Here is a 23015-nt window from a genome sequence, read left to right as displayed (position 1 = left end):
GGCCGCGCTGCTCAGCAGCGTGCCGTCATGAGGATCCAGCCGTCCTCGCTGTCGCTGACCTCGAGGGTCGCATATGGCGCGTAGGCCTCTTTCAGCTCGTCGGCCTGGCGCTCGAGGATGCCGGCCATCACCAGCGATCCGCCCGGCGCCACATGGCTGCGCAGCAGCGGCGCGAGCAACCTGAGCGGCGTGGCCAGTATGTTGGCGAGCACCGTGTCGTAGGTGCCCTTGGCCGCGTCAGGCAAACCGGCGTTCAGGCTGGTGCCGTTGGCTTCTGCATTGAGCCGGGTCGAGGAGACCGCGGCTTCGTCGATGTCGACGGCATCGATGTCGCGCGCGCCGAACTTCGCCGCGCCGATCGCCAGGATGCCGGAGCCGCAGCCGTAATCGAGCACGCGCTGCTTGGCGAAGGCGCCCTCGCCCTGTCTGGCGATCCAGCGCAGGCACATGCGCGTGGTGGGATGCGTGCCGGTGCCGAAGGCCAGGCCCGGGTCGAGACGGATGACCTGCTTCGCCTGCTCGGGCGGCTCGTGCCAGGTCGGCACGATCCAGAACTCGGGCGTGATCTCGACCGGCGCGAACTGCGATTGGGTGAGCCGCACCCAGTCTTGCTCTGGCACGTTCGCCACGCCGAGTACCGTGCAGCCTTCGAAGAAGTCCTGCAGTGCAAGCAGCGATGCGGCTTCGTTCGCGAGTGCCTCTTCGGCGAAGAGTGCAATCACGCGCGAGCGCTGCCAGCCCTCCTTGGGTGGCGGCATGCCGGGTTCGCCGAACAGCGCCTGCTCGGCATCGGTCTGGGCATCGGCGTCCTCGACGGACACGCTCAGCGCATCGAGCGCATCGAGCGCGTCGCTGAGCATTTCGACCCGGTCTTCCGGTGCCATCAGGCGAAGTTCGAACATGGCGTCGTCTCGTGGATCAGCGCTTGTGCGCCGCGAGCCACTCTTCAAGATAGTGGATGTTCGTGCCGCCGCTCATGAACTTGGCGTCGACCATCAGCTCGCGGTGCAGCGGGATGTTGGTCTGGATGCCTTCGATCACGGTCTCGTTCAGCGCCGTGCGCATGCGGGCCATGGCCTGCTCGCGCGTGTCGCCGTACACGATGATCTTGCCGATCATCGAGTCGTAGTTCGGGGGCACGAAGTAGTTGGTGTAGGCGTGCGAATCGACGCGCACACCGGGGCCGCCCGGTGGGTGCCACATCGTGATGCGGCCCGGCGATGGCGTGAACTTCCAGGCATCTTCGGCGTTGATGCGCACCTCGATGGCGTGGCCGCGCATCTCGATCTGGCGCTGGGTGAACGGCAGCTTCTCGCCGGCGGCCACCATGATCTGCGTCTTCACGATGTCGATGCCGGTGGTGAACTCCGTCACCGGATGCTCCACCTGCACGCGCGTGTTCATCTCGATGAAGTAAAACTCGCCGTTCTCATAAAGGAACTCGAAGGTGCCGGCGCCGCGATAGCCGATCTTCTTGCAGGCCGTGGCGCAGCGCTCGCCGATCTTCTCGATCAGCTTGCGCGGAATGCCGGGGGCCGGCGATTCCTCGATCACCTTCTGGTGGCGGCGCTGCATGGAGCAGTCGCGCTCGCCCAGGTAGACCGCGTTCTTGTGCTTGTCGGCGAGGATCTGGATCTCGATGTGGCGCGGGTTCTGGAGAAACTTCTCCATGTACACGGCCGGATTGCTGAAGGCCGCGCCGGCCTCCGCCTTGGTCATCTGGATCGCGTTGACCAGCGCCGCCTCGGTGTGCACCACGCGCATGCCGCGGCCACCGCCGCCGCCCGCCGCCTTGATGATGACCGGGTAACCGATCGCGCGGGCAATGCGCTTGTTGGTGGCGGCGTCGTCCGAGAGCTCGCCCTCGGAGCCGGGCACGCAAGGCACGCCGGCCTTGATCATGGCCTGCTTGGCCGAGACCTTGTCGCCCATCGTGCGGATGTTCTCGGGCGTCGGACCGATGAACTGGAAGCCGCTCTGCTCCACGCGTTCGGCGAAGTTGGCATTCTCGCTCAGGAAACCGTAGCCGGGGTGGATGGCTTCGGCATCGGTCACTTCAGCCGCCGAGATGATGGCCGGCATGTTGAGATAGCTCTGCCCCGAAGGCGCCGGGCCGATGCACACGGCTTCCTGCGCCAGCTTGACGTACTTGGCCTCGCGATCGGCTTCGGAATAGACCATCACGGCCTTGATGCCCATCTCGCTGCAGGCGCGCTGAATCCGGAGGGCAATCTCCCCCCGGTTGGCAACCAGGATCTTCTTGAACATGGTCACTCGATGATGAACAGCGGCTGGCCGTATTCGACCGCTTGCCCGTTTTCGCCGAGGATCTGGGTGATCGTGCCGGACTTGTCGGCTTCGATTTCGTTGAGGATCTTCATCGCTTCGATGATGCAGATCGTGTCGCCCTCATTCACCTTGCTGCCGACTTCGACAAAGGCCGGGGCGCCCGGGCTGGACGAACGGTAGAACGTGCCCACCATGGGCGACTTGACCGCATGGCCGGCGGGAGCGGCCTCGACCGCGGGGGCGCTTGCGGCGGCCGGGGCAGCAGGTGCACCTGCTGCCGGGGCGGCAGCGGGCGGTGCTGCGAGGGTTTGCACATACTGCACCGGAGCGGCGCCGCCGCCCTTGACGATGCGAACCTTGCCTTCGGTTTCGGTGATTTCCAGTTCGGAAATATTCGATTCGGACACCAGATCGATCAGTGTCTTGAGTTTGCGCAGATCCATGGGACTCCAGTGCCGGCTTTGCCGGTCATTCGGATATAACTGGGCTGAAAATCGGCGATTTTCAGCGTTTGGTGGCTAACGCCAGCTTGGGCGGCCGATTCTAACCATGAACAAGTTCACGCCGCCAAGTCTCCAGATCGGCGGTTTCGAGCTTGCCCATTTTACGAGCTGCAACAGAGCCGTTACCGTTCAGCACCAGCGTGAAGGGCAATCCACCACCGGTATTGCCCAGGTGCTTGACCAGTTCCGTGCCTTGCAGCCCCGCGAGGCCCGTGGGATAGGTGACCGGCGTGCGTTGCAGGAATTTGCGCACCGCGCTGGGTTGGTCAATGGCCAATCCAACCACTTGCCATCCGTTGGCGCCATTTTCACGAAAGAAGGCGTCGATCATGGGCATTTCTTCGACGCAAGGCGGACACCAGGTCGCCCAGAAGTTGAGCAGCAGCGGCTTGCCGCGAAGGCTCGAGAAAACGAGCTCACCACCCTCCGGCCGTTCGAATTTCTGGGCCCAGAAGCTCGCGTCCAGCTGCTCGCCACCCGCCGCATTGCTGCCGGCGCTGTGTTCCCGCCACCAGGCGCCACCCACCCCGGCAGCGGCGGCCACCGCCGCCACGCCGCCATAGAGCATGCCGCGTCGTGTCGGCGAAGAAGTCATTCACTTGTCCTTTTCTCTTTCAATCAGTCGGCGCAATGCGGGCAGATCGCCGCGTGGCGTGCGGCCCTGGGCGTCGGGCTTGAGGGCACCACGCAGGTCGTCCAGGTCATAGACCAGCAGGTGCACGCCGATTTCCTCGCCGAGCGCACGGCTCGGCGCATGCACGCTCAAGGCCTCGACCTGCTCACCATGAAAGCCGGTGACCATGCGCGGTTCGTAGTCCACGTGGTGGTCGATGAGGGCGATCTCGGCGGACTTGGAATCATCGCAGAACAGCTGGATATAAATGTCCGAGAGCCGTGTGGCCGTGCCATGCCAGACGGCACCGCCCACATGCGGGCGAAAGGCGGCCATGCGCTCCATCCATTCCAGCGCCAGCAGGCGCAGCGCATGCAATTCCTGCGGCTGGGTATCGGCGCAAAAGAGCGCGATGTAGTCCCGCACCTCGGCCTCGACTTCGTCGTTGTTCGGCAGCGAAGTGCGCGCCGACAGGCCCAGGTCGCGCAGGGCCCGGCGTTTGGCGGGGCCATATTCCAGCCCTTCCTCGACGACAAGGCGGGCTGCGGTGGCGGCGATTTCACGCTTGGACGTGTCCATCGGGGCATTTTGCCCGCAGTAGGCGTCACGCACACGAAATCAACATGAAGCTCGGGGCGAAGGCCGGGCTTGGTCGGCGCCCCTCGAATTCCGCCTCCCTAGAATCGCCCGATGCACATTCATATTCTGGGTATCTGCGGCACGTTCATGGGTGGCGTCGCCGCCCTGGCGCGCGAAGCGGGCCACCGGGTCACGGGCTGCGACGCCGGCGTGTACCCGCCGATGAGCGACCAGCTGCGCTCCCTGGGCATCGACCTGATCGAAGGCTTCGGCGCCGATCAACTCTCGCTCGCGCCCGACATGTTCGTGGTCGGCAACGTGGTTTCGAGGGCGCGCATGCCTGATGGCAGCCCCAAGTTCCCGCTGATGGAAGCCATCCTCGATGCCGGCAAGCCCTACACGAGCGGCCCGCAATGGTTGGCCGAGCACGTGCTGTTGGGCCGCCATGTGCTGGCGGTGGCCGGCACGCACGGCAAGACGACGACCACGTCGATGCTGGCCTGGGTGCTCGAACAGGGCGGCAAGGCGCCGGGCTTCCTGGTTGGCGGCGTGCCGCTGGACTTCGGCGTGTCGGCCCGGTTGGGCGACGGCGCCGCCTTCGTCATCGAGGCCGACGAGTACGACACCGCATTCTTCGACAAGCGCAGCAAGTTCGTTCACTACCGGCCGCGCACCGCCGTGCTCAACAACCTTGAGTTCGATCACGCCGACATCTTCGACGACCTCGCCGACATCGAGCGCCAGTTCCATCACCTCGTGCGCACCGTACCCGGCACCGGGCGGCTGGTGGTGAACGCGACAGAAGAGAGCCTGCAGCGCGTGCTAACCCAGGGCTGCTGGAGCGAGCTCGCGCGCTTCGGCACGGGCGGTGAATGGCAAGCCCGCGGCTCGCACGACGCCTTCGACGTGCTGCGGCAAGGCAAGGTGGTCGGCCGGGTCGAGTGGGAACTCTCGGGCCTGCACAACCAGATGAACGCGCTGGCCGCTATCGCGGCCGCCGACCACGTCGGCGTTGCGCCGGCCGATGCCGCGCGCGCACTCGGCAGCTTTCGCAACGTGCGCCGGCGCATGGAGCTGCGCGGCACGGTGGGCTCGGTCACCGTCTACGACGACTTCGCCCATCACCCCACCGCCATCCGCACCACGCTCGAGGGCCTCCGCAAGAAGCTCGACGACGCGGGCAAGCAAAGTGAGCGCATCCTCGCCGCCTTCGAGCCGCGCAGCAACACGATGAAGCTCGGCGTCATGGCCGCCCAGTTGCCGTGGAGCCTGGAGTCGGCAGATCTTTCGTTCTGCCACACGGCCGGACTCGACTGGGATGCCGCTGCCGCCCTGGCGCCGATGGGCGACCGCGCGCAAGTCGCCGGGGCCGTCGAGCCGCTGGTCGCGCAAATCGTCGCGGCCGCGCGGCCGGGCGATCACATCGTCTGCATGAGCAACGGCGGCTTCGGTGGCGTGCACGACAAACTGCTTGCGGCCCTGCGCGCCGCGACGGCATCATGAGCGCCATGCGCGCCCGGGAACTGATCGACAGCCTGAAACTGCAGCCCCATCCGGAGGGCGGCTGGTACAGCGAGGTGTTCCGTTCGGCGGCCACGGTCATGCCAGCCGACGGCCGTGGGCCACGCGGCGCGCTCACCAGCATCTATTTCCTGCTCGAGGCGGGTCAGCATTCGCGCTGGCACCGGGTGCTGTCGGACGAAGTCTGGGTGCATCTCGAAGGCGTGCCGCTGGCCCTCTGGACCTGCGATGCCGCAATGCGAACGGCGCCAGCCCATGTGCGGCTGGGCCCGGTCGATGCGCACGGCACACGCCCCCAGCACGTGGTGCCAGCCGGCCAGTGGCAGGCAGCCCGGCCGATCCAGGGCCATTCGTCGGGCGACTACACGCTGGTCGCCTGCATGGTCGGCCCGGGCTTCGACTTTGCCGACTTCTCCATGGTGCCGCCCGACAGCGACGAAGCGGCATCGATGCGGCACCACTGGCCCGAACTGGCCGGAATGCTCTGACCCTTTTCAGCCGCGGCGGGCCTTCACGGCCTGCGACAGCGTCTCGAGCACCTGCGTCGAATCGTCCCAGCCGATGCATGCATCGGTGATGCTCTTGCCGTATTCGAGGCCCGAGAGCTTGTCCTTGCCCGGCGTGAATTTCTGGGCGCCGGCCTGCAGGTGGCTCTCGACCATCACGCCGAACACGCGGTTGGAGCCGTTGGCGATCTGGCCCGCGATGTCCTTGGCCACGTCGATCTGCTTCTGGTGCTGCTTGGAGCTGTTCGCATGGCTGCAGTCGACCATCAGCGTGGGCGGCAGCTTGGCGGCTTCGAGGTCCTTGCAGGCGGCTTCGACGCTGGCGGCGTCGTAGTTCGGCGCCTTGCCGCCGCGCAGGATCACGTGGCAGTCGCGGTTGCCGTTGGTCTGCACGATCGCGACCTGGCCGTTCTTGTGCACCGAGAGAAAGTGATGGCCGCGGGCCGCGGCCTGGATGGCGTCGGTCGCGATGCGGATGTTCCCGTCGGTGCCGTTCTTGAAGCCGATAGGGGCCGAAAGACCCGAGGCCAGCTCGCGGTGCACCTGGCTTTCGGTGGTGCGCGCGCCGATGGCGCCCCAGGAGATCAGGTCGCCGATGTACTGGGGCGAGATCACGTCGAGGAATTCGCTGCCCGCCGGCAGGCCGATGCGGTTGATGTCGATCAGCAACTGGCGCGCGATGCGCAGGCCTTCGTCGATGCGGAAGCTCTCGTCCAGGTACGGGTCGTTGATCAGGCCCTTCCAGCCGACGGTGGTGCGCGGCTTCTCGAAGTACACGCGCATCACGATCTCGAGCGTCCCGGCGTATTTTTCGCGCTCGACCTTCAGGCGCTTGGCGTATTCAATGGCGGCGGCCGGGTCGTGGATCGAACAGGGGCCCATGATCACCAGCAGCCGGTCGTCCTTGCCGGCCATGATGTTGTGGATGTTGCGGCGGGTGCCCTCGATCAGCGTTTCGACCGGCGTGCCGCGGATCGGGAAAAAGCGGATCAGATGTTCAGGAGGGGGCAGCACGTTGATGTCCTTGATGCGTTCGTCGTCGGTCTTGCTGGTTTTTTCGACGCTCGCATACCAGCTGTCGCTGGCCGGGGCAGTGTTCGTGCTCATGGTGCTGTTCCTTGTTGGAGTGAATATCGTCAGGGCATAAAAAAACCGCCGGGGCTTGGGGCGCCGGCGGTTTTGGGAGGGTGTTCGTTTGCTTTACGCGCTCGCCTCTCGTCCGCCGGAAACCGGGAACCAAAAGTAGGCAAAAAAGTAAGCGCGGAGGGCGGACATAGGGGCGAAATGTAGCACGGAAAACAAAGACCCGGTCAAGCGGCCGGGTCCAAGGGGTGGTTTACCGGTAGCCCGATTCGTTGGCGTTGTGAATGATCCAGATCAGGTTGCCGCTGGTGTATTCACCCATGCCGCCGCCCGCGAAGATCAGCCGTCCCTGGCCCTTGTAGGTCATCTCGAAACGATGGCGATCGCTGCCGAAATAGAACGGAATGAAGGCCTTGCCCGTCACGTAGGCGCCCTGGTCGGTGGGCGGGCCGGCGAGGTCGGTGACCTGCTTGGCGCTCATGCCGATCTGCAGGCGGGTGAACTTGCTGTTGCGCGCAGGATTGCCGGTGATCTCGCCTTCGTAGCCGTTCAGGCCCTTGACGGTGCGGCCGCTGCCGGCTTCGACCTTGGACGAATCGATCACGTTGCCCCGAGCATCCATGCCGGCACCGGAGCCGCTGCGCGCAGGCGCTGCCGGAGCGGCCGCCGCGGGCGCTGGCGCAGCCTGGGGCTGACTGCCCGAACCGCCGCGCGATGCGCAGCCGGAACTGGCCAGCGCGACCAGCGCGGTCATGGCCCAGAAGGCCGCGGGCGAAGTGATCCTGTTCCCCATGAAATGCTCCTTGAATGCGTCGTGCGCAAAAGGGCGCAGCTTAGCAACCGGAGGAAACGCTCGGCAAGTGACGAAAGTCCTAAGCCGTTCCACCTACCGTGAGCCCGTCGATGCGCAGCGTGGGCTGGCCGACGCCAACCGGCACGCTCTGGCCTTCCTTGCCGCAGGTGCCCACGCCGGAGTCGAGCGCCATGTCGTTGCCGATCATGGTCACGCGGGTGAGCGCGTCGGGGCCGTTGCCCACGATGGTCGCGCCCTTGACCGGGTACTGGATCTTGCCGTTCTCGACCCAGAAGGCCTCGCTGGCCGAGAACACGAACTTGCCGCTCGTGATGTCGACCTGCCCGCCGCCGAAGTTGGTGGCGTAGAGGCCCTTCTTGATGCTGGCCACGATTTCCTGGGGATCCTTGTCGCCGCCCAGCATGTAGGTGTTGGTCATGCGCGGCATCGGCACGTGGGCATAGCTCTCGCGGCGGCCGTTGCCGGTGGGCTTGACCTTCATGAGGCGGGCATTCATCGAGTCCTGGATGTAGCCCTTGAGGATGCCGTCCTCGATCAGCACGTTGCGCTGGCTGGCATTGCCTTCGTCGTCGACGTTGAGCGAGCCGCGGCGGTCGGCGATGGTGCCGTCGTCGAGCACCGTGACGCCCTTGGCGGCGACGCGCTGGCCGATGCGGCCGGAGAACGCGCTCGAACCCTTGCGATTGAAGTCGCCTTCCAGCCCGTGGCCGATGGCCTCGTGCAGCAGGATGCCGGGCCAGCCGGAACCGAGCACCACGGTCATCTCGCCGGCGGGCGCCGGACGGGCGTCCAGGTTGGTCAGCGCGGCCTTCACGGCCTGGTCGACGTATTCGGCGATCTGCTCGTCGTCGAAGTAGGCGAGGCCGAAGCGCCCGCCGCCACCGCCGGAGCCGACTTCGCGCCGGCCGTTCTGCTCGGCGATCACGGTGACCGAGAGGCGCACCAGCGGGCGCACGTCGGCGGCCAGCGTGCCATCGGCGCGTGCCACGAGCACCACGTCGTATTCGCTTGCAAGGCCGGCCATGACCTGCGCCACGCGCGGATCGCGCGAACGCGCCAGCTTCTCGGTCTTTTCGAGCAGCTTGACCTTGGCCGTGCTGTCGAGCGTGGAGATGGGATCGACGCCGTTGTAGAGCGACCGGCTCGAGGCGATCTTGCGGGTCGGCGTCTTCACGCGGCCGGTGCGGCCCGCGGAGGAAATCGAGCGGACCGTGCGGGCCGCGTCGAGGAGCGAGGCTTCGGAAATGTCGTCCGAGTAGGCGAATGCGGTTTTCTCGCCGCTGACCGCACGCACGCCAACGCCCTGGTCGATGCTGAAGCTGCCGGTCTTGACGATGCCCTCCTCGAGGCTCCAGCCTTCGCTGCGCGTGTACTGGAAGTAGAGGTCGGCGTCGTCCACCTTGTGGGAGGTGATCTCGGCCAGGGCCTTGCTCAGGTGCGATTCGTCGAGTCCGAATGGCGTGAGCAAGAGTTGTTGGGCTGTTGCCAGGCGCTCGATGGTAGGTTCGCGAGAGATCATGGCTGCCATTCTAGGCAGCCACCCTCTCCCGCGCCGCGCCCAAGGGCACTCGGGCGCTAGTTCTGCGCCAGCTTCCTCGCCCTGGCGATCGACATCAGGATGCCCAGCCCCAGCCCCAGCGTCACCATCGCCGTCCCGCCGTAGCTGATGAACGGCAGCGGCACCCCCACCACCGGCAGGATGCCGCTCACCATGCCCATGTTCACGAAGGCGTAGGTGAAGAAAATCATCGTGACCGCCCCTGCCAGCAGTCGCGAGAAGAGCGTCGTCGCGCTGGTCGCGATGGCCAGCCCGCGGAAGATCAGGAGGATGAAGGCCGAGATCAGCGCCAGGTTGCCCACCAGCCCGAATTCCTCGGAATAGGCGGCGAAGATGAAGTCGGTGGTGCGCTCGGGAATGAATTCGAGGTGCGTCTGGGTGCCCTGCATGAAGCCCTTGCCGCCGACACCGCCCGAACCGATGGCGATCATCCCCTGGATGATGTGGAAGCCCTTGCCCAGCGGGTCCTTGCTCGGGTCGAGCAGCGTGCACACGCGCTGCTTCTGGTAGTCGTGCAGCACGCGCCAGTCGACGCCGTCGGCGCACAGCGTCGACTCGAAGCTCACGATCAGCGTTATCGCAATGGCGCCGATCACCACCGGCGGCACGATCAGCTTCCAGGGCAGGCCGGCGAAGAAGATCACCGCCAGGCCCGCCGCCAGCACCAGGAGCGATGTGCCCAGGTCAGGCTGCTTCATGATGAGCCCGACCGGCACCGCCAGCAGCACCGTGGCCACCACGAAGTCGAGCGGCCGCAACTGGCCTTCGCGCCGCTGGAACCACCAGGCCAGCATCAGCGGCATGGCGATCTTCAAGATTTCGCTGGGCTGGATCACCATGCCGACGTTGATCCAGCGCTGGGCGCCCTTCTTGGTGATGCCGAAGAGCGCCACCGCGATCAAGAGGGCCACGCCCGCGGCGTAGAGCGGCACCGCGAACATCATCAGCCGCTGCGGCGGCACCTGCGCCACCACGAACATGATGAAGCCGGCCAAGAGCATGTTGCGGCCATGGTCGACGAAGCGCGAGCCGTGGTCGTAGCCGGAGGAATACATGGTCAGCAGCCCGGCAAAGGCGAGCAGCAGCACGGCGAAGGCCAGAAAGCCGTCGAAGCCCTGGAAGATGGGCGCAATTCGACGCGCCAGGGAGGGCTGGTTGAACACGGCAGACATGGGGGCGGATTATCCGCGCCCCGCATGCCACTTCAGCCGAAAGCGAGCTGAACGACCGTGCGCCCCGGTCGGCTTTCGACCGCCAGCCGGGCCCCGATGGCCCCCGCGCGCTCCCACAGCGCCCTCGGAACCTGCGAGGCGTCGAAGCCCCGGCCGTTGTCGATCACCCGCAACCGCACGGTGTCGCCCTGCATGTCCGCCTCGATCCGCAGCACGCTGGCCTGGGCGTGCTGCAGCACGTTGGAGATGGCCTCGAACAGCAGGAACTGCAGCTGCCGCATGGCGTGCGCATCGAGCCGCTGCACCGGCCCGACTTCGTCCACCGCCCATTCGAACGCGATGCCCGCCGCCACCAGCCGGGGTTCCAGCCGGTAGCGCAGCGCCGCCAGCAGCGCGCCGACATCGCCCGGCGGCAGGTGGATCGAGTCGATCGACAGCTTGAGCTGGTCGAGCGAGTCGCGCAGCGTGCGCAGCAGTTCCTCGGAGCTGGTCTGGCCCGACTGCAATTGCCGGATCGCCGAGCTGATGTGCGAGCCCACGCCGTCGTGCATGTCGCGCAGGATGCGCTCGCGCTCGTGGGTGCGGGCCTGGTCGCGCGCCACCTGCTCGAGCTCGGCATAGGTCAGCGCCAGTTCGCGCTCGCGTTGCGCGACCCGGTCGGCCAGGGCCGCAACCCATCCGCGCGCCTGCGTGCTCACCGCATGAAAACGCCGCAGCACGATCAGGAGCAGCGCGATGCCGAAGAAAATCGACGAATAGCGCACCCAGGTGGTCTCGCCGTAGGCGTCGCTCAGGCGGATCACCAGCCAGTCGCGCACACCGAAGGCCACCGTGACGAGCGCGGCGATGCCCACCAGCATTCGCTCGGTGCTCGGGTTGCGCACGGTCGCCACCACGAAGCCGCCCACGAAGACGCCGATGATCACGATCTCGATGGCGAGCCAGCCGGTGAGCCACACCGGTTGCTCGCGCTGCAGCGCCAGCGTGCTCGCCACCACCGTTCCCGCGACGACCGCGGCGAGCGGCCAGCGCAGCCATTGCAGGCGCGGATTCCGGGCCCACCCCGCGAGGTGGTAGCAGAACATCATGGCCGAGGCCGCCCACCCCGCATAGCAGGCGGCCATCAGCACACCCCAGGGAACCCAGGGCAGCGGCGGCTCGGCGATCACGCCGTCGGCCACGCGGATCGCCCAGCAGAATTCGGCCAGCGCCGCCCAGAAATAGATGCCGTCGCGCCGGTGTCGCCCCACGGCGCCGGTGTCTACCTGCGTGAGCCAGAGTGCCAGCGCAATGCTGCCGACGATCAGGCTGAAGGCGGTCAGCAGCACCGAGCCGGTGAAACGCCAGGCGTACGCGCTCTCGAAGAGTTCGGTGCGCACCGGCGTGGCCGGACCGACGACCACGCGCGAGAGTCCCGCGCGCCGGGCGCTGTCGGCGCGCAGTCGGATCTGCAGGTGGTTCTCGCCGGCAGTCAGCAGGCGTCCGGGCACGGGCACATAGATGGGCGCCTTGGCGTAGTCGGCTTCGTTGGCCGCGCCCAGGTCGCCGTAGACCTGCAGCAGCGCCCCGTTGAGCTGTACCTCGAAGACGTTGCCGACGCGGGGAATGAAGATGCCCCAGGGCGTTTCCGGCGCGGCCGGGAGGGTGAACGGCAGGTCGAAGCTCGCCACGCCCGGCCGCCCCCGGTGCTGGCGGTCCCAGTGGTAGGAGAGTTCGACCGGCCCGGTGCGGGTGATGCCGTCGACCGACGTCGTGATGGTGCCCTGGCGCAACTCGATCGAGCCATCGACGGCCTGGAGCGGCGCCCCCGCCGCGGCCCCCACGCCGGCAGGGCCGGTCACGAGCACCGCCAGCCACAGCGAAAGCAGTGCGCCCAGCCTCGCCAGCATCCGTCCTCAGCCCGGGTGGGGCAGCAGGCCGAGGCGCGTGGCTTCGAAGACTGCCTCGCTCTTGGAGTGCACTGCGAGCTTGCCGTAGAGGTTCTTGATGTGGGTCTGCACCGTGTGCACGCTCAGGCCCTTGAGCCGCGCGATTTCCGCGTACGAGAAGCCGCGGGCGATCAGCGTCAGCACCTCGTGCTCGCGCGCGGACAGCAGGCCGCGCTCGTTCTCGTCGAAGGCAGCCTCGGGCGTTGCGCCCGCAGCGGCCATGCCAGGCCCGGGGCTGGCCGATTGCAGGCTGCGGTACTTGGCCAGCACCCGCCGCGCGATCATGGGCGAGATCGGCGATGCGCCGGCCTTCATCTCCACGATGGTCTGCGCGATGTCCTCGGGTGCGGCGTCCTTGTGGATGTAGCCCACGGCGCCGGCCTCGATGCTGGCGAGCACGTTCTCCTCGTCGCCGAAGACCGACACCACCAGCGGCTCGCAGCCGGGAAAGCGCGCGACGGCATCGCGGATCACGTCCAGGCCGGTGCCGTCGGGCATGCCGAGGTCGACCAGCAGGACATCGGGGATCGTCGTGGTGCGTGCCAGCCAGCCCCGCGCCTCCTGCACCGTGCCCGCGCTGCCGAGCCAGAAAAGACGCGGGCTGCGCTGCACGCTGGCCTCGAAGAAGGCGCGCGCGCGGCTGTCGTCCTCGACCACGAGGACACCCCAGCGGCGCAACGTCCCGTCATCCAGAGCCTCTGTATTCATGGGATGAAGCATAAGCCTCGGCGCCTTGCCGAACGCTGGACATGCATACCCCTTTCATGGGATGCGCACGGCAAATCGCATCCCGAGAATTGGGCGTTTTCTTTTTCTTTTTTCCCCGCGGGTTCATCGCCGTGCGTACGACGCCGGCAACGAGGAGCAGCCCATGAATACTTTCGAACTCAAGCCAGGCGAAGGTCGCGGGGCCAGGGCCGACGGAACATTCATGCGGTGTAAGTCGTTATGAGTTATCGCTTTCCCCAAGAGCCCCTCGCCGCACGGTTTTTGAATGCCGCAAGCCGCTTTGCAGGCACGGACCTCATGCAGAATTACCTCGCCTCGGCCAGCGAGGTGCGGCGTTCGCACCTTCCCGCCCTTCCCCCCATGGACCCGCAAACCACCCATCTGCTGTACCTGCACGGCTTCCGTTCCTCGCCCCGCTCCACGAAGGCGCGGCTCGTGGCGCAACGGGTGGCGCAAGCGCATCCGAACCTGGAATGGTGGTGCCCGCAGCTGCCGCCCTCTCCGCACGACGCCATCGACATGGTGATGAAGGGCATCGCGCACTGGCCGCGCAAGTCGATGGCCGTGATCGGCTCGTCGCTGGGCGGCTTCTACGCCACCTATGTCGCCGGCATGACGCGCTGCCGCGCCGTGCTGCTCAACCCGGCCGTGCATCCCGCGCGCGACCTCACGCTCTACATCGGCGACCAGACGGTCTGGCACGACCCGGCCGAGCATTTCTATTTCCGGCCCGAGTACATCCACGAGCTGCGCGCCATGGAAGTCGGCTCGCTCACGCGGCCCGAGCGCGTCTTCGCGATCATCGCCAAGGGCGACGAGGCGCTCGATTGGCACGAGATGTCGGCGCGCTATCCGGACAGCAACATCAAATTGCTGGAAGGCGGCGACCACGCGTTGTCGGATTTCGAGACGGCGCACCTGGACGACGTCATGGCGTTTATCAACCCTGTCTGAATTCCAGGAACACCGCGGAACCGGCTTCGCCGAGCCGCGGGTGTTGCCCCCGGCAGGGGGAAGGAGGCCACACGAAGCAGGCAAGCCTGGGGGCGAGCCCATTTCTCGCCGTGGGACAATCCGCGCCTATGTTTGTATTGTTTGAAGAAGCCGGCAAGTACCTCGGCGGCCGTGTCCTGTCGGAGGCCGAAGCCTCGGCGCAGGTCGAGCTCGAGACCGGCAAGCGCGTCAAGGTCAAGGGCGCCAACATCGTTCTGCGTTTCGAGAAGCCCTCCCCGGCCGAGCTGATGGCCGAGGCGCGCACGCTCGCCGCCGCGATGGACCTCGACCTGGCCTGGGAATTCGCGGCCGAGGGCGAATTCGGTTTTGCCGACCTGGCCGCCGACTATTTCAGCGACAAGCCCACGCTCGCCCAACAGGCCGCCGCGCTGTTCGCGCTGTTCGAGGCGCCTCACTACTTCCGCCGCGCGGGCAAGGGGCGCTTCAAGAAGGCGCCGGCCGAGATCGTGCAGCAGGCGCTCGCCGCCATCGAGAAGAAAAAAGTCATCCAGGCGCAGATCGTCGAATGGGCCGGGCAACTGGCCGAGGGCGTGTGCCCGCCGCCGATCCGCGAGCAGCTCTACAAGATCCTGTTCAAGCCCGACAAGAACGCCCCCGAATACAAGGCCGTGGTCGACGCCGCGCGCGCCACGCAGCGCCCGCCGCTCGACCTCTTGGAACGCGCCGGCGCGATCGATTCGCCCTACCAGTTCCACTGGCGCCGCTTCCTGTTCGAGAACTTCCCCAAGGGCACCGGCTTTCCCACGCTCGCGGCACCGGCCATCGCGGATGAGTTGCCCGTCGCCACCGGCGTCGAGGCCTTCTCGATCGACGATTCGCAGACCACTGAAATCGACGATGCGCTGTCGGTGCAAGGCCTGGGCAGCGGCACCGTCACCGTCGGCATCCACATCGCGGCACCGGCCCTGGCGCTCACGCCGGGCAGCGCCATCGACAACGTGGCGCGTGCGCGCATGTCGACGGTCTACATGCCGGGCTACAAGATCACGATGCTGCCCGACGAGGTGGTGAATACCTACACGCTGCTCGAAGGCGCGGACCGCCCGGCCGTGTCGCTCTACGCACGCTTCGACGAAGCCACGCTCGAGCTGCAGGGCACCGAGACGAAGCTCGAACGCGTGCCCATCGTCGCCAACCTGCGGCACGACCAGCTCGATGGCTTCGTCACGCAGCCCTGGCTCGAAGATGCCGCGTTCACGAGCGAGAACACGCCCGAGGCCGCCGCGAACCTGCGCGCCCCGCTCTCCTTCCTGTTCCGCCTCGCCAAGCAGCTGAAGGCGCAGCGCGAAGTGGTGCGCGGCAAGCCCGAGAACTTCAACCGGCCCGACTACAACTTCCGCCTCGTCGGCAACGACGGCAACGAACCCACCGGCAACGAAGAGGTGCAGATCACCACGCGCCAGCGCGGCGCGCCGCTCGACCTGATCGTCTCGGAAGCGATGATCCTGGCCAACAGCAGCTGGGGCGGCTGGCTCGGCGAACTCGGCGTGCCCGGGCTCTACCGCAGCCAGGCGAGCCTGGCGCCCGGCATCAAGGTGCGCATGGGCACACGCGCGCTGCCGCATGCGGGCCTGGGCGTGAAGAGCTATGCGTGGAGCACCTCGCCGCTGCGCCGCTACACCGACCTCGTGAACCAGTGGCAGATCATCGCGGCCGCGCGCCACGGCAAGACCGCCGCGCTGGCCGCGCCCTTCAAGCCGAAAGACGCCGACCTGTTTTCGATCCTCTCTGGCTTCGATGCCGCCTATGCCACGTACAACGGCTACCAGGGCGGCATGGAACGCTTCTGGACGCTCAAGTACCTGCAGCAGCAAGGCATCACCGAGCTCGAGGCCACGGTCATCAAGGACATTCCCAACGGCGCGCTGGTGCGTGCCGATGCGCTGCCGCTGGTGTTCCCGGTGGCAGGCCAGCAGGAACGCGGTGCGCGCCTGCGCGTGAAGCTCGGCGAGATCGACGAGATCGCACTCGACGTGAGCGGCACCGTGCTCGAACGCCTCGACGCGCCGAAGGCGGATGCGTCGGTGGAAGACGAGAGCGGGGAGGACGAAGAAGAAGTTGCCGGCCCGATCGCCATTGCCGTCGACCTGAGCGACAGCGAGGCCGCGCCGGAAAACACACCTGCATGAGCCGCCGGGCCGTTCCCAAGGCGAATACCGAAGCGTGCAGCGCGGAGGTTTGTTTAGTGCTCTCTGGCGAGACGTCCGGAGAAGTGCGCCCCCTGGAGGAGTTTCGAGAATGAACTTCAAGGACCTCAGCACGCTGCAGATTGCCCTGGGCGTGTCGGTCATTGCGCATGCCGCGCTGCTGGCGGTGCGCTTCGTCGATCCCGAATCATTCAACCGCGCGTTCACCGACACGCCGCTGGAAGTGATCCTGGTCAACAGCAAGACCAAGGAGCGGCCCGACGCCAACGCCAAGCTGATGGCGCAGACCTCGCTCGCGGGCGGCGGCGACCTCGACAAGGGCCGGGCGACCAGCCCGCTGCCGCCGTCCAGCTTCACCGCGGTGGGCGACTCGTTCGAGGACGCACGCAAGCAGGTCGATGCCCTGCAGGCCGAGCAGATGCAGATGATCACGCAGCTCAAGCGCGACATCGCCGCGATGCCGGTGCGCGATCCGCGCAATGCGGGCGACCCGACCGAAGCTGCCGCGCAGGAAGAAAAGCGCCGCCAGATGGTCGAGCTGCTGGCCCAGATCGAGCGCCGGGTGAACGAGGAGAACTCGCGTCCCAAGAAACGCTACATCAGCCCTTCCACGCGCGAAGCGGCCTTCGCGGTGTACGTGGACACCATGCTGCGACGCGTCGAGGCGCGCGCCGCCGAAAACTTCCCCGAGCTGGCCGGCAAGAAGCTGTACGGCGAACTCAAGATGACGATGACCGTCAACTTCGACGGCAACGTGCTCGCCACCGTGGTCGACCAGAGCTCGGGCAACATCGCGCTCGACCGCCGGGCGCAGGCGATCGTTCGCAGCACCGGCAACTTCGGCAAGTTCACGACCGCGATGCGCCAGGAGCAGGCCGACCAGATGGTGATCCAGGGCACGTTCCGTTTCGCGCGGGACGGCACGATGGAAATCTCCCAATAAGCATTGATCGAGGCCGCAGCGATGGACCTGTACTGCGTCATGGGCAATCCCGTCGAGCACAGCCGCTCGCCGCGCATCCATGCCCGCTTTGCCGAACTCTGCGGCCAGCAGATGGACTACGGCCGCCGGTTGATTCCGCTCGGCGCCTTCGCCGAGGGCATCGCCGCATTCCGCCGTGAAGCCGCCGAACGCGGCGACAGCGCGCGCGGCTGCAACATCACCGTTCCCTTCAAGTTCGAAGCCGCCGCACTGGCGCAGCACACCAGCGAGCGCGCCCTGCTCGCGCAAGCGGTCAACACGCTGCGCTTCGAGGCCGACGGCAGCATCCACGCGGACAACACCGACGGCATCGGCCTCGTCAACGACATCGCTCAGAACGCGGGCGTGCCGCTGGCGGGCAAGGAACTGCTGCTGATCGGTGCCGGCGGTGCGGCAGCCGGTGTGCTCGGTCCGCTGCTCGACGCAGGCGCCTCGCGCATCGTGGTGGCCAATCGCACCGTCGACAAGGCGGTCGCGGCGGTCCGGCGCCATGCCGCGCTCGCGCTGGGCCACGGCGCCACGCTCGAAGCCTGGGCGCTCGATGAAGTGCCCGGCAGCTTCGACGTGGTGGTGAATGCCACCGCCTCCAGCCTCGCCGGTGACGCGGTGCCGGTGAGCGCGCAGGTGCTGCGCCCCGGTGCGCTTGCGGTCGACATGATGTACGGCCCCGCGGCCGCGGGCTTCATGGCCTGGGCCGAAGCGCATGGCGCCGTGCCGCGCGACGGGCTCGGCATGCTGGTCGAGCAGGCGGCCGAATCGTTCGAAATCTGGCGCGGCGTGCGCCCGCCGTCGGCACAGGTGCTGGGCGAATTGCGCGCATCGCTCGCCGCCGGTCACTGAACCCATGAAGGCCGTGCTGCGCCTCATTGCCTGCCTCGCGGTGGCGGGCCTCGCGCTCGAACTCTTCTTCGTGGTGCGCATCGCGGCCATGGCGGTGATCGATCCGCAAAGCACCGCGTTCCAGCGCTCCGAGGCCTGGCAGGTCGCCATCCACAAGGGCAGCGAAGGCGGATGGCGGCAGGAATGGGTGCCGTATGCGCAGATCAACGACGCGCTCAAGCGCGCCGTGATCGCGAGTGAAGACGCCGGCTTCGTCGATCACAACGGCGTGGAATGGGAGGCCATCGAGCGCGCGCGCCAACGCAACGCCAAGGCCGAAGAGCTGGCCGCCAAACGCGCCGCCCGTGCCGCAGCGCGCGGCAAGCCGCTGCAGCCGGTGCGCCTGCGCGGCGGCTCCACCATCACGCAGCAGCTCGCAAAGAACCTGCTGCTGTCGGGCGAGCGCACGATGCTGCGCAAGGGCCAGGAGCTGGTGCTCGCGACGCTGCTGGAAGTGTTTCTCGACAAGCGCCGCATCCTCGAGCTCTACCTGAACAACGTCGAATGGGGCGAAGGCGTGTTCGGCGCCGAGGCCGCGTCGCAGTACTACTTCCGAAAGCCTGCCTCGCGCCTGAGCGCCAATGAAGCCGCACGGCTCGCGGTGATGCTGCCGAGCCCGAAGTTCTTCGAGCGCCGGCCCGGCTCGCCATACCTCAGCGGACGGGCGTCGACGGTCGTGGCGCGGATGTCGTCGGCCGAGCTGCCCTGACGCCCCTGGCGCGCACTGCTTCGAGCGCCAGCACGGCCGCGAAGCCGATGGTGTAGGCCACCACGTCCCACCAATCAGCGGTGCTTCCGAGCACGATGCGCAAGGCCCGGTTCGGAATGTGCAGGTGCAAGGCCGACGCAATGAACTGGCCCAACTCGACCGCATAACCAACGCCGAGTGCGGCCAGCGCCAATGGCAGCACGCGCGCGGCAACGAAGGTCTTGAAGACGAAGTACACCCACACCACGGCCAGCACGTCGCCGAAGAAACTGCGCAGCCAGCCCCAGCGCGCGCCCACGGTGGCCAGCAGTGCCAGAAGAATGAACAGGGCCACCGCCCAAGCCAGTGAAAGAGGATCGAATCGCCATCGCATGGCCCGTATCATCGCGCCCATATGCTGGCAAAGCTCACAGGTTGGTTGTTGTTGGGGATCGTCCGGTTGCTCACCGGCGCGCAGGCGCGCTGGTACGGCTGTCCACCGAAGGCCGAGCAGCGCATCTATTTCGCCAACCACCAGAGCCACGCCGACCTCGTGATGATCTGGGCGGCGCTGCCCGAGGAACTGCGCAGCATCACGCGGCCGATCGCGGCGCGCGACTACTGGGCCAACACGCCGGTCAAGCGCTGGATCACGACGGAGGTGTTCAACGCGGTGTATGTGGAGCGCGCGGCCACGGCGCCTGTTGCCGCAGCCGCAGCACCCGAACCGGTGCAGGCCGGGCCGGCGCCTGAGCCTGTCGTCGTTGCACCGCCCGCCGAGCGCATCGAGCCATCGATGGAGCCGCTGCTGCCCGCCACGCCGCCCGTTGCCGACGCCGTGAATGAACTGCAGGGTGAACTCGATCTTCCGCCGCCGCCACCGCCACCTCCACCCGTCGCACCTGCGCCGTTCGTTGCGGAACCGGCACCACCGGCCGAACCCGCGCCGCCGCCCGCCGATCCTCTTGCGCCACTCGTCGAGGCCTTGCGCAGCGGCGACTCGATCATCATCTTTCCCGAGGGCACGCGCGGCCACACGGGCGAGCCGCAGAAGTTCAAGTCGGGCCTCTACACGCTCGCAACGATGTTCCCCGACGTGGTGCTCGTGCCGGCCTGGATCGACAACGTGCAGCGCGTCATGCCCAAGGGCGAGATCGTGCCGGTGCCCATTCTTTGCTCGGTCACCTTCGGCGCGCCGATTCGTGTCGAAGCGGGCGAGGAGCGCCGTCCCTTCCTCGATCGCGCGCGTGCCGCGGTGATTGCATTGCGCGATATCTGACATGAACCAGTTCCTGCGCAGCCTCAGCCCGACCCAGCAGGTCGCGGCGCTTTTTCTCATCATCTTCGGCCTGCTGGTGATCATCAGCACCACCGCCTTCTTCCTGAGCTTCCGGGAAAAGCGCAATCCGGTGCACGACGCCACCTGGCAGGCCGAGCTCGCGCATTTCCGCGCGCTGCTGGGCACCACCTGGTTCATGGTGGTGATCTTCTGGATCGGCTGGGCGCTCGGCGAAACGGTGGCCACCGTGCTCTTCGCGCTGATCTCGTTCTTCGCGCTACGCGAGTTCATCACGCTCTCGCCCACGCGGCGCGGCGACCACCGCAGCCTGATCCTCGCGTTCTTCGTTGTGCTGCCGATCCAGTTCTGGCTGGTGGCGACGGCGCGCTTCGATCTCTTCACCGTGTTCATTCCGGTCTATGTGTTCCTCGCGATCCCGGTGGCGAGCGCGCTGGCCAACGACCCGAGCCATTTCCTCGAGCGCAACGCCAAGCTGCAGTGGGGGATCATGGTCTGCGTCTACGGCATGAGCCATGTGCCGGCGCTGTTGCTGCTGAGCTTTCCGGGCTACGAGGGCAAGAGCGCGTTCCTCGTGTTCTTCCTGGTGTTCGTGGTGCAGACCTCGGTGCTGGTGCAGCACCTCATCTCGCGCCGCACACAGCGCGCGCCGTTCGCACCCAACGTGAGCCGCAGCTTCAACTGGACCAGCTGGGGCATCGGCATCGTGGTGGCGAGCCTGGTGGGTGCGCTGTTCTCATTCATCACCCCGTTCAAGTTCGGGCAGGCGCTCGCGGTGTCCGTCATCGCATGCATCGCGGGCTCGATGGGCCACTTGGTGATGAAGGCGCTCAAGCGCGACCGCGGTATTCCGAACTGGGGCAAGAAGGGCGTGGGCGTGACCGGCGCGAACGGCCTCCTGGACCGCGTCGATGCGCTGTGCTTCGCGGCGCCGATCTTCTTCCACTCGATCCGCTGGTACTTCAACGCCTGACAGACAGACATGCGGATTCTCGGCATTGACCCCGGCCTCCTCACCACCGGCTTCGGCGTGGTGGACGCGGACGGCCATGCGCTGCGCTATGTGGCAAGCGGCACCATCAGCACGCGGCACCTGGGCAGCGGCAACCTGCCGGCGCGGCTCAAGGTGCTGTTCGACGGCATCGCCGAGATCACGGCGCGCTACCAGCCCGATGCGTCGGCGGTGGAAATCATCTTCGTCAACGTCAACCCACAGTCGACGCTGCTGCTGGGACAGGCCCGTGGCGCTTGCGTGACCTCGCTGGTGAACAGCAACCTCACGGTGGCCGAGTACACCGCGCTGCAGATGAAGAAGGCGGTCGCGGGCCACGGCCAGGCCGCCAAAGCACAGGTGCAGGAGATGGTGAAGCGCCTGCTCGACCTGCCCGGGTTGCCCGGCGCCGACGCGGCCGACGCACTGGGCATCGCGATCACGCATGCGCAGGTGGGGCGGTCGATGGCGCGGCTGGCCGAGGCGGCGGAGCTGTCGAAATCCCACGCCGGCACGTACCGGCAGGGGCGTTCGCGCTGACCCAGCGGAAGAAGAAAACCCGCTACGCGACGCGCTCCGCGATCAGCACCGCGAAGAAGCCGAAGGCCGCGAGCAGCGTCCACTTGAGCACGATCCAGCCGACACGCCGGTACTTGGCCTGCCCGGTGCCCGCATAGAACGCGAAAGACACGCCGGCCACCAGCAAGAGCAGCAGGATGGCCCAGCGAAAGAGGAGCATCGTCCGGAGCGCGGCAACCTACCAGGCCCGCGCCACTTCGCCGAAGCCGCGCGGTGCGCGCTTCTCGTCGTCGAAGGTCACGACCTCGTAGGCATCGCTGTTCGCGAGCAGTTCGCGCAGCAGCTTGTTGTTGAGCGCATGGCCCGAGCGGAACGCGGTGTAGGCCGCGAGCAGCGGCTTGCCGATGATGTACAGGTCGCCCATCGCATCGAGGATCTTGTGCTTCACGAACTCGTCGTCGTAGCGCAGGCCACCGGCATTGAGCACCTTGGTGTCGTCCATCACGATGGCGTTGTCCAGCCCGCCGCCGAGTGCGAGGCCCTTGCTGCGCATGTACTCGACCTCTTTCGTGAAACCGAAGGTACGCGCACGCGCGATGTCGCGACTGTACGAATCGGTGCCGAGGTCGAACTCCACGCGCTGGCCGGTGGAATTGACCACGCGGTGATCGAAGTCGATCTCGAAGCTCAGCTTGTAGCCGTGGTACGGCTCCAGGCTCGCCCACTTCTCGTTGGCGCCCTCGCCTTCGCGCACCTCGACCTTGCGGGTCACGCGGATGAAGCGGCGCGGCGCCTTCTGCAGCTCGATGCCCGCGCTTTGCAGCAGGAACACGAAGGACGAAGCCGAGCCGTCGAGGATCGGCACTTCGTCGGCCGTGATGTCGATGTAGAGGTTGTCGATGCCAAGGCCCGCGCAGGCCGACATCAAGTGCTCGACCGTCTGCACCTTCGCGCCGCCGGTGGAGACCGTGGAAGCGAGGCGCGTGTCGGTGACCGCCTCGGCGGTCATGCGGATCTCGGCCGGCTCCGGGAGATCGACGCGGCGAAACACGATGCCGGTGTCGGCCGGGGCCGGTCGCAGGGTCAGCTCCACGCGTTGGCCGCTGTGGAGCCCCACGCCCACGGCGCGGCTGATCGACTTGAGGGTTCGTTGTTGCAGCACGCCGGGGATTTTAGGCGCGCCACGTGCGTGGCGGCCTATTC

Annotated in this window: 24 protein-coding genes; 10 read left to right on the top strand and 14 right to left on the bottom strand. The window is 67.0% G+C overall.

Annotated features, from left to right (window positions below; genetic code table 11):
• Nucleotides 1–11: 11 nt before the first annotated feature.
• The 5 genes from prmA to J2W23_RS21020 form a co-directional block, all read right to left on the bottom strand.
• On the bottom strand, nucleotides 12–902 hold the full coding sequence (gene prmA, locus J2W23_RS21040; protein ID WP_307650116.1) for a 50S ribosomal protein L11 methyltransferase: 891 nt from the start codon (nucleotides 900–902) through the stop codon (nucleotides 12–14).
• Between the two features lie 16 nt (nucleotides 903–918).
• Entirely contained in the window at nucleotides 919–2268 is a 1350-nt protein-coding gene (accC, locus tag J2W23_RS21035; RefSeq protein WP_176660191.1) for an acetyl-CoA carboxylase biotin carboxylase subunit, read from the bottom strand.
• Between the two features lie 2 nt (nucleotides 2269–2270).
• On the bottom strand, nucleotides 2271–2732 hold the full coding sequence (gene accB, locus J2W23_RS21030; protein ID WP_307650115.1) for an acetyl-CoA carboxylase biotin carboxyl carrier protein: 462 nt from the start codon (nucleotides 2730–2732) through the stop codon (nucleotides 2271–2273).
• A 100-nt stretch (nucleotides 2733–2832) separates the two neighbouring features.
• Nucleotides 2833–3387, bottom strand: coding sequence for a TlpA family protein disulfide reductase (locus J2W23_RS21025; protein ID WP_176660189.1), 555 nt, complete (start codon nucleotides 3385–3387; stop codon nucleotides 2833–2835).
• Entirely contained in the window at nucleotides 3388–3984 is a 597-nt protein-coding gene (locus J2W23_RS21020) for a hypothetical protein (protein WP_176660188.1), read from the bottom strand.
• A 111-nt stretch (nucleotides 3985–4095) separates the two neighbouring features.
• Between J2W23_RS21020 and mpl the strand changes: the two genes are divergently transcribed.
• Both mpl and J2W23_RS21010 read left to right on the top strand, forming a co-directional pair.
• Nucleotides 4096–5487, top strand: a complete 1392-nt coding sequence (gene mpl / locus J2W23_RS21015; protein ID WP_307650114.1) for a UDP-N-acetylmuramate:L-alanyl-gamma-D-glutamyl-meso-diaminopimelate ligase — start codon at nucleotides 4096–4098, stop codon at nucleotides 5485–5487.
• A complete protein-coding gene (locus J2W23_RS21010; RefSeq protein ID WP_307650113.1) occupies nucleotides 5484–5993 on the top strand; it encodes a cupin domain-containing protein in 510 nt (169 codons plus the stop codon). The genes mpl and J2W23_RS21010 overlap by 4 nt, the downstream gene beginning before the upstream one ends.
• A gap of 6 nt (nucleotides 5994–5999) precedes the next feature.
• On the opposite strand, the gene J2W23_RS21005 is transcribed toward J2W23_RS21010, so the two are convergent.
• From J2W23_RS21005 to J2W23_RS20980, 6 genes are all read right to left on the bottom strand, one after another.
• On the bottom strand, nucleotides 6000–7118 hold the full coding sequence (locus J2W23_RS21005) for a 3-deoxy-7-phosphoheptulonate synthase (RefSeq protein ID WP_307650112.1): 1119 nt from the start codon (nucleotides 7116–7118) through the stop codon (nucleotides 6000–6002).
• A gap of 229 nt (nucleotides 7119–7347) precedes the next feature.
• Nucleotides 7348–7887, bottom strand: coding sequence for a hypothetical protein (locus J2W23_RS21000; RefSeq protein ID WP_307650111.1), 540 nt, complete (start codon nucleotides 7885–7887; stop codon nucleotides 7348–7350).
• A 79-nt stretch (nucleotides 7888–7966) separates the two neighbouring features.
• Nucleotides 7967–9427 carry a metalloprotease TldD gene (gene tldD / locus J2W23_RS20995; RefSeq protein WP_307650110.1) on the bottom strand — a complete coding sequence of 487 codons (1461 nt, stop codon included), beginning with the start codon at nucleotides 9425–9427 and terminating at the stop codon, nucleotides 7967–7969.
• Nucleotides 9428–9483: 56 nt separating this feature from the next.
• Nucleotides 9484–10638, bottom strand: a complete 1155-nt coding sequence (gene rodA, locus J2W23_RS20990; RefSeq protein ID WP_307650109.1) for a rod shape-determining protein RodA — start codon at nucleotides 10636–10638, stop codon at nucleotides 9484–9486.
• A gap of 32 nt (nucleotides 10639–10670) precedes the next feature.
• Nucleotides 10671–12527 (bottom strand): sensor histidine kinase, encoded by a 1857-nt coding sequence (locus J2W23_RS20985; RefSeq protein WP_307650108.1) that lies wholly within the window; start codon nucleotides 12525–12527, stop codon nucleotides 10671–10673.
• Nucleotides 12528–12533: 6 nt separating this feature from the next.
• Nucleotides 12534–13286: a response regulator transcription factor gene (locus tag J2W23_RS20980; protein ID WP_176660181.1), complete on the bottom strand. Its 753-nt coding sequence runs from the start codon at nucleotides 13284–13286 to the stop codon at nucleotides 12534–12536.
• Between the two features lie 369 nt (nucleotides 13287–13655).
• Between J2W23_RS20980 and J2W23_RS20975 the strand changes: the two genes are divergently transcribed.
• The 5 genes from J2W23_RS20975 (at nucleotide 13656) to mtgA (ending at nucleotide 19026) form a co-directional block, all read left to right on the top strand.
• Nucleotides 13656–14249, top strand: a complete 594-nt coding sequence (locus tag J2W23_RS20975; RefSeq protein ID WP_176660551.1) for a YqiA/YcfP family alpha/beta fold hydrolase — start codon at nucleotides 13656–13658, stop codon at nucleotides 14247–14249.
• Nucleotides 14250–14377: 128 nt separating this feature from the next.
• Entirely contained in the window at nucleotides 14378–16438 is a 2061-nt protein-coding gene (locus J2W23_RS20970) for a ribonuclease catalytic domain-containing protein (protein ID WP_307650106.1), read from the top strand.
• Between the two features lie 109 nt (nucleotides 16439–16547).
• Nucleotides 16548–17399 (top strand): energy transducer TonB, encoded by an 852-nt coding sequence (locus J2W23_RS20965; RefSeq protein WP_176660179.1) that lies wholly within the window; start codon nucleotides 16548–16550, stop codon nucleotides 17397–17399.
• Between the two features lie 21 nt (nucleotides 17400–17420).
• Nucleotides 17421–18278 carry a shikimate dehydrogenase gene (gene aroE, locus J2W23_RS20960; RefSeq protein WP_307650105.1) on the top strand — a complete coding sequence of 286 codons (858 nt, stop codon included), beginning with the start codon at nucleotides 17421–17423 and terminating at the stop codon, nucleotides 18276–18278.
• 4 nt (nucleotides 18279–18282) lie between these two features.
• Nucleotides 18283–19026 carry a monofunctional biosynthetic peptidoglycan transglycosylase gene (gene mtgA, locus J2W23_RS20955; protein ID WP_307650104.1) on the top strand — a complete coding sequence of 248 codons (744 nt, stop codon included), beginning with the start codon at nucleotides 18283–18285 and terminating at the stop codon, nucleotides 19024–19026.
• Here the strand turns inward: mtgA and J2W23_RS20950 are convergent.
• On the bottom strand, nucleotides 18971–19411 hold the full coding sequence (locus tag J2W23_RS20950) for a ribosomal maturation YjgA family protein (protein ID WP_307650103.1): 441 nt from the start codon (nucleotides 19409–19411) through the stop codon (nucleotides 18971–18973). The genes mtgA and J2W23_RS20950 overlap by 56 nt on opposite strands.
• A 9-nt stretch (nucleotides 19412–19420) precedes the next feature.
• On the opposite strand from J2W23_RS20950, the gene J2W23_RS20945 reads away from it, so the two are divergent.
• Genes J2W23_RS20945 through ruvC form a run of 3 tightly spaced genes read left to right on the top strand, consistent with a single transcriptional unit; the run spans nucleotide 19421 to nucleotide 21833 of the window.
• Complete coding sequence (locus J2W23_RS20945; RefSeq protein ID WP_307650102.1) at nucleotides 19421–20284, top strand: lysophospholipid acyltransferase family protein; 864 nt, start codon at nucleotides 19421–19423, stop codon at nucleotides 20282–20284.
• 1 nt (nucleotide 20285) lies between these two features.
• Nucleotides 20286–21275, top strand: a complete 990-nt coding sequence (locus J2W23_RS20940) for a phosphatidate cytidylyltransferase (RefSeq protein WP_307650101.1) — start codon at nucleotides 20286–20288, stop codon at nucleotides 21273–21275.
• Nucleotides 21276–21284: 9 nt separating this feature from the next.
• A complete protein-coding gene (gene ruvC / locus J2W23_RS20935) occupies nucleotides 21285–21833 on the top strand; it encodes a crossover junction endodeoxyribonuclease RuvC (RefSeq protein WP_176660174.1) in 549 nt (182 codons plus the stop codon).
• 22 nt (nucleotides 21834–21855) lie between these two features.
• Here ruvC and J2W23_RS20930 read toward each other — a convergent pair whose 3' ends face one another.
• Both J2W23_RS20930 and lpxC read right to left on the bottom strand, forming a co-directional pair.
• Complete coding sequence (locus tag J2W23_RS20930; RefSeq protein WP_172672175.1) at nucleotides 21856–22032, bottom strand: hypothetical protein; 177 nt, start codon at nucleotides 22030–22032, stop codon at nucleotides 21856–21858.
• An 18-nt stretch (nucleotides 22033–22050) separates the two neighbouring features.
• Nucleotides 22051–22974, bottom strand: a complete 924-nt coding sequence (lpxC, locus tag J2W23_RS20925; RefSeq protein WP_041942778.1) for a UDP-3-O-acyl-N-acetylglucosamine deacetylase — start codon at nucleotides 22972–22974, stop codon at nucleotides 22051–22053.
• Nucleotides 22975–23015: the final 41 nt, after the last annotated feature.

This window comes from Variovorax boronicumulans (assembly GCF_030812215.1).
GTDB lineage: Bacteria > Pseudomonadota > Gammaproteobacteria > Burkholderiales > Burkholderiaceae_C > Variovorax > Variovorax boronicumulans_C.
The sequence above is the reverse complement of the archived record's forward strand: the minus strand, read 5'-3'. Positions and strand labels throughout refer to the sequence as shown.

Excerpts from the sequence above, each read along its gene's own strand:
- prmA (WP_307650116.1), bottom strand. The coding sequence starts at position 902 with ATGTTCGAACTTCGCCTGATGGCACCGGAAGACCGGGTCGAAATGCTC.
- accC (WP_176660191.1), bottom strand. The coding sequence starts at position 2,268 with ATGTTCAAGAAGATCCTGGTTGCCAACCGGGGGGAGATTGCCCTCCGG.
- accB (WP_307650115.1), bottom strand. The coding sequence starts at position 2,732 with ATGGATCTGCGCAAACTCAAGACACTGATCGATCTGGTGTCCGAATCG.
- J2W23_RS21025 (WP_176660189.1), bottom strand. The coding sequence starts at position 3,387 with ATGACTTCTTCGCCGACACGACGCGGCATGCTCTATGGCGGCGTGGCG.
- J2W23_RS21020 (WP_176660188.1), bottom strand. The coding sequence starts at position 3,984 with ATGGACACGTCCAAGCGTGAAATCGCCGCCACCGCAGCCCGCCTTGTC.
- mpl (WP_307650114.1), top strand. The coding sequence starts at position 4,096 with ATGCACATTCATATTCTGGGTATCTGCGGCACGTTCATGGGTGGCGTC.
- J2W23_RS21010 (WP_307650113.1), top strand. The coding sequence starts at position 5,484 with ATGAGCGCCATGCGCGCCCGGGAACTGATCGACAGCCTGAAACTGCAG.
- J2W23_RS21005 (WP_307650112.1), bottom strand. The coding sequence starts at position 7,118 with ATGAGCACGAACACTGCCCCGGCCAGCGACAGCTGGTATGCGAGCGTC.
- J2W23_RS21000 (WP_307650111.1), bottom strand. The coding sequence starts at position 7,887 with ATGGGGAACAGGATCACTTCGCCCGCGGCCTTCTGGGCCATGACCGCG.
- tldD (WP_307650110.1), bottom strand. The coding sequence starts at position 9,427 with ATGATCTCTCGCGAACCTACCATCGAGCGCCTGGCAACAGCCCAACAA.
- rodA (WP_307650109.1), bottom strand. The coding sequence starts at position 10,638 with ATGTCTGCCGTGTTCAACCAGCCCTCCCTGGCGCGTCGAATTGCGCCC.
- J2W23_RS20985 (WP_307650108.1), bottom strand. The coding sequence starts at position 12,527 with ATGCTGGCGAGGCTGGGCGCACTGCTTTCGCTGTGGCTGGCGGTGCTC.
- J2W23_RS20980 (WP_176660181.1), bottom strand. The coding sequence starts at position 13,286 with ATGCTTCATCCCATGAATACAGAGGCTCTGGATGACGGGACGTTGCGC.
- J2W23_RS20975 (WP_176660551.1), top strand. The coding sequence starts at position 13,656 with ATGGACCCGCAAACCACCCATCTGCTGTACCTGCACGGCTTCCGTTCC.
- J2W23_RS20970 (WP_307650106.1), top strand. The coding sequence starts at position 14,378 with ATGTTTGTATTGTTTGAAGAAGCCGGCAAGTACCTCGGCGGCCGTGTC.
- J2W23_RS20965 (WP_176660179.1), top strand. The coding sequence starts at position 16,548 with ATGAACTTCAAGGACCTCAGCACGCTGCAGATTGCCCTGGGCGTGTCG.
- aroE (WP_307650105.1), top strand. The coding sequence starts at position 17,421 with ATGGACCTGTACTGCGTCATGGGCAATCCCGTCGAGCACAGCCGCTCG.
- mtgA (WP_307650104.1), top strand. The coding sequence starts at position 18,283 with ATGAAGGCCGTGCTGCGCCTCATTGCCTGCCTCGCGGTGGCGGGCCTC.
- J2W23_RS20950 (WP_307650103.1), bottom strand. The coding sequence starts at position 19,411 with ATGATACGGGCCATGCGATGGCGATTCGATCCTCTTTCACTGGCTTGG.
- J2W23_RS20945 (WP_307650102.1), top strand. The coding sequence starts at position 19,421 with ATGCTGGCAAAGCTCACAGGTTGGTTGTTGTTGGGGATCGTCCGGTTG.
- J2W23_RS20940 (WP_307650101.1), top strand. The coding sequence starts at position 20,286 with ATGAACCAGTTCCTGCGCAGCCTCAGCCCGACCCAGCAGGTCGCGGCG.
- ruvC (WP_176660174.1), top strand. The coding sequence starts at position 21,285 with ATGCGGATTCTCGGCATTGACCCCGGCCTCCTCACCACCGGCTTCGGC.
- J2W23_RS20930 (WP_172672175.1), bottom strand. The coding sequence starts at position 22,032 with ATGCTCCTCTTTCGCTGGGCCATCCTGCTGCTCTTGCTGGTGGCCGGC.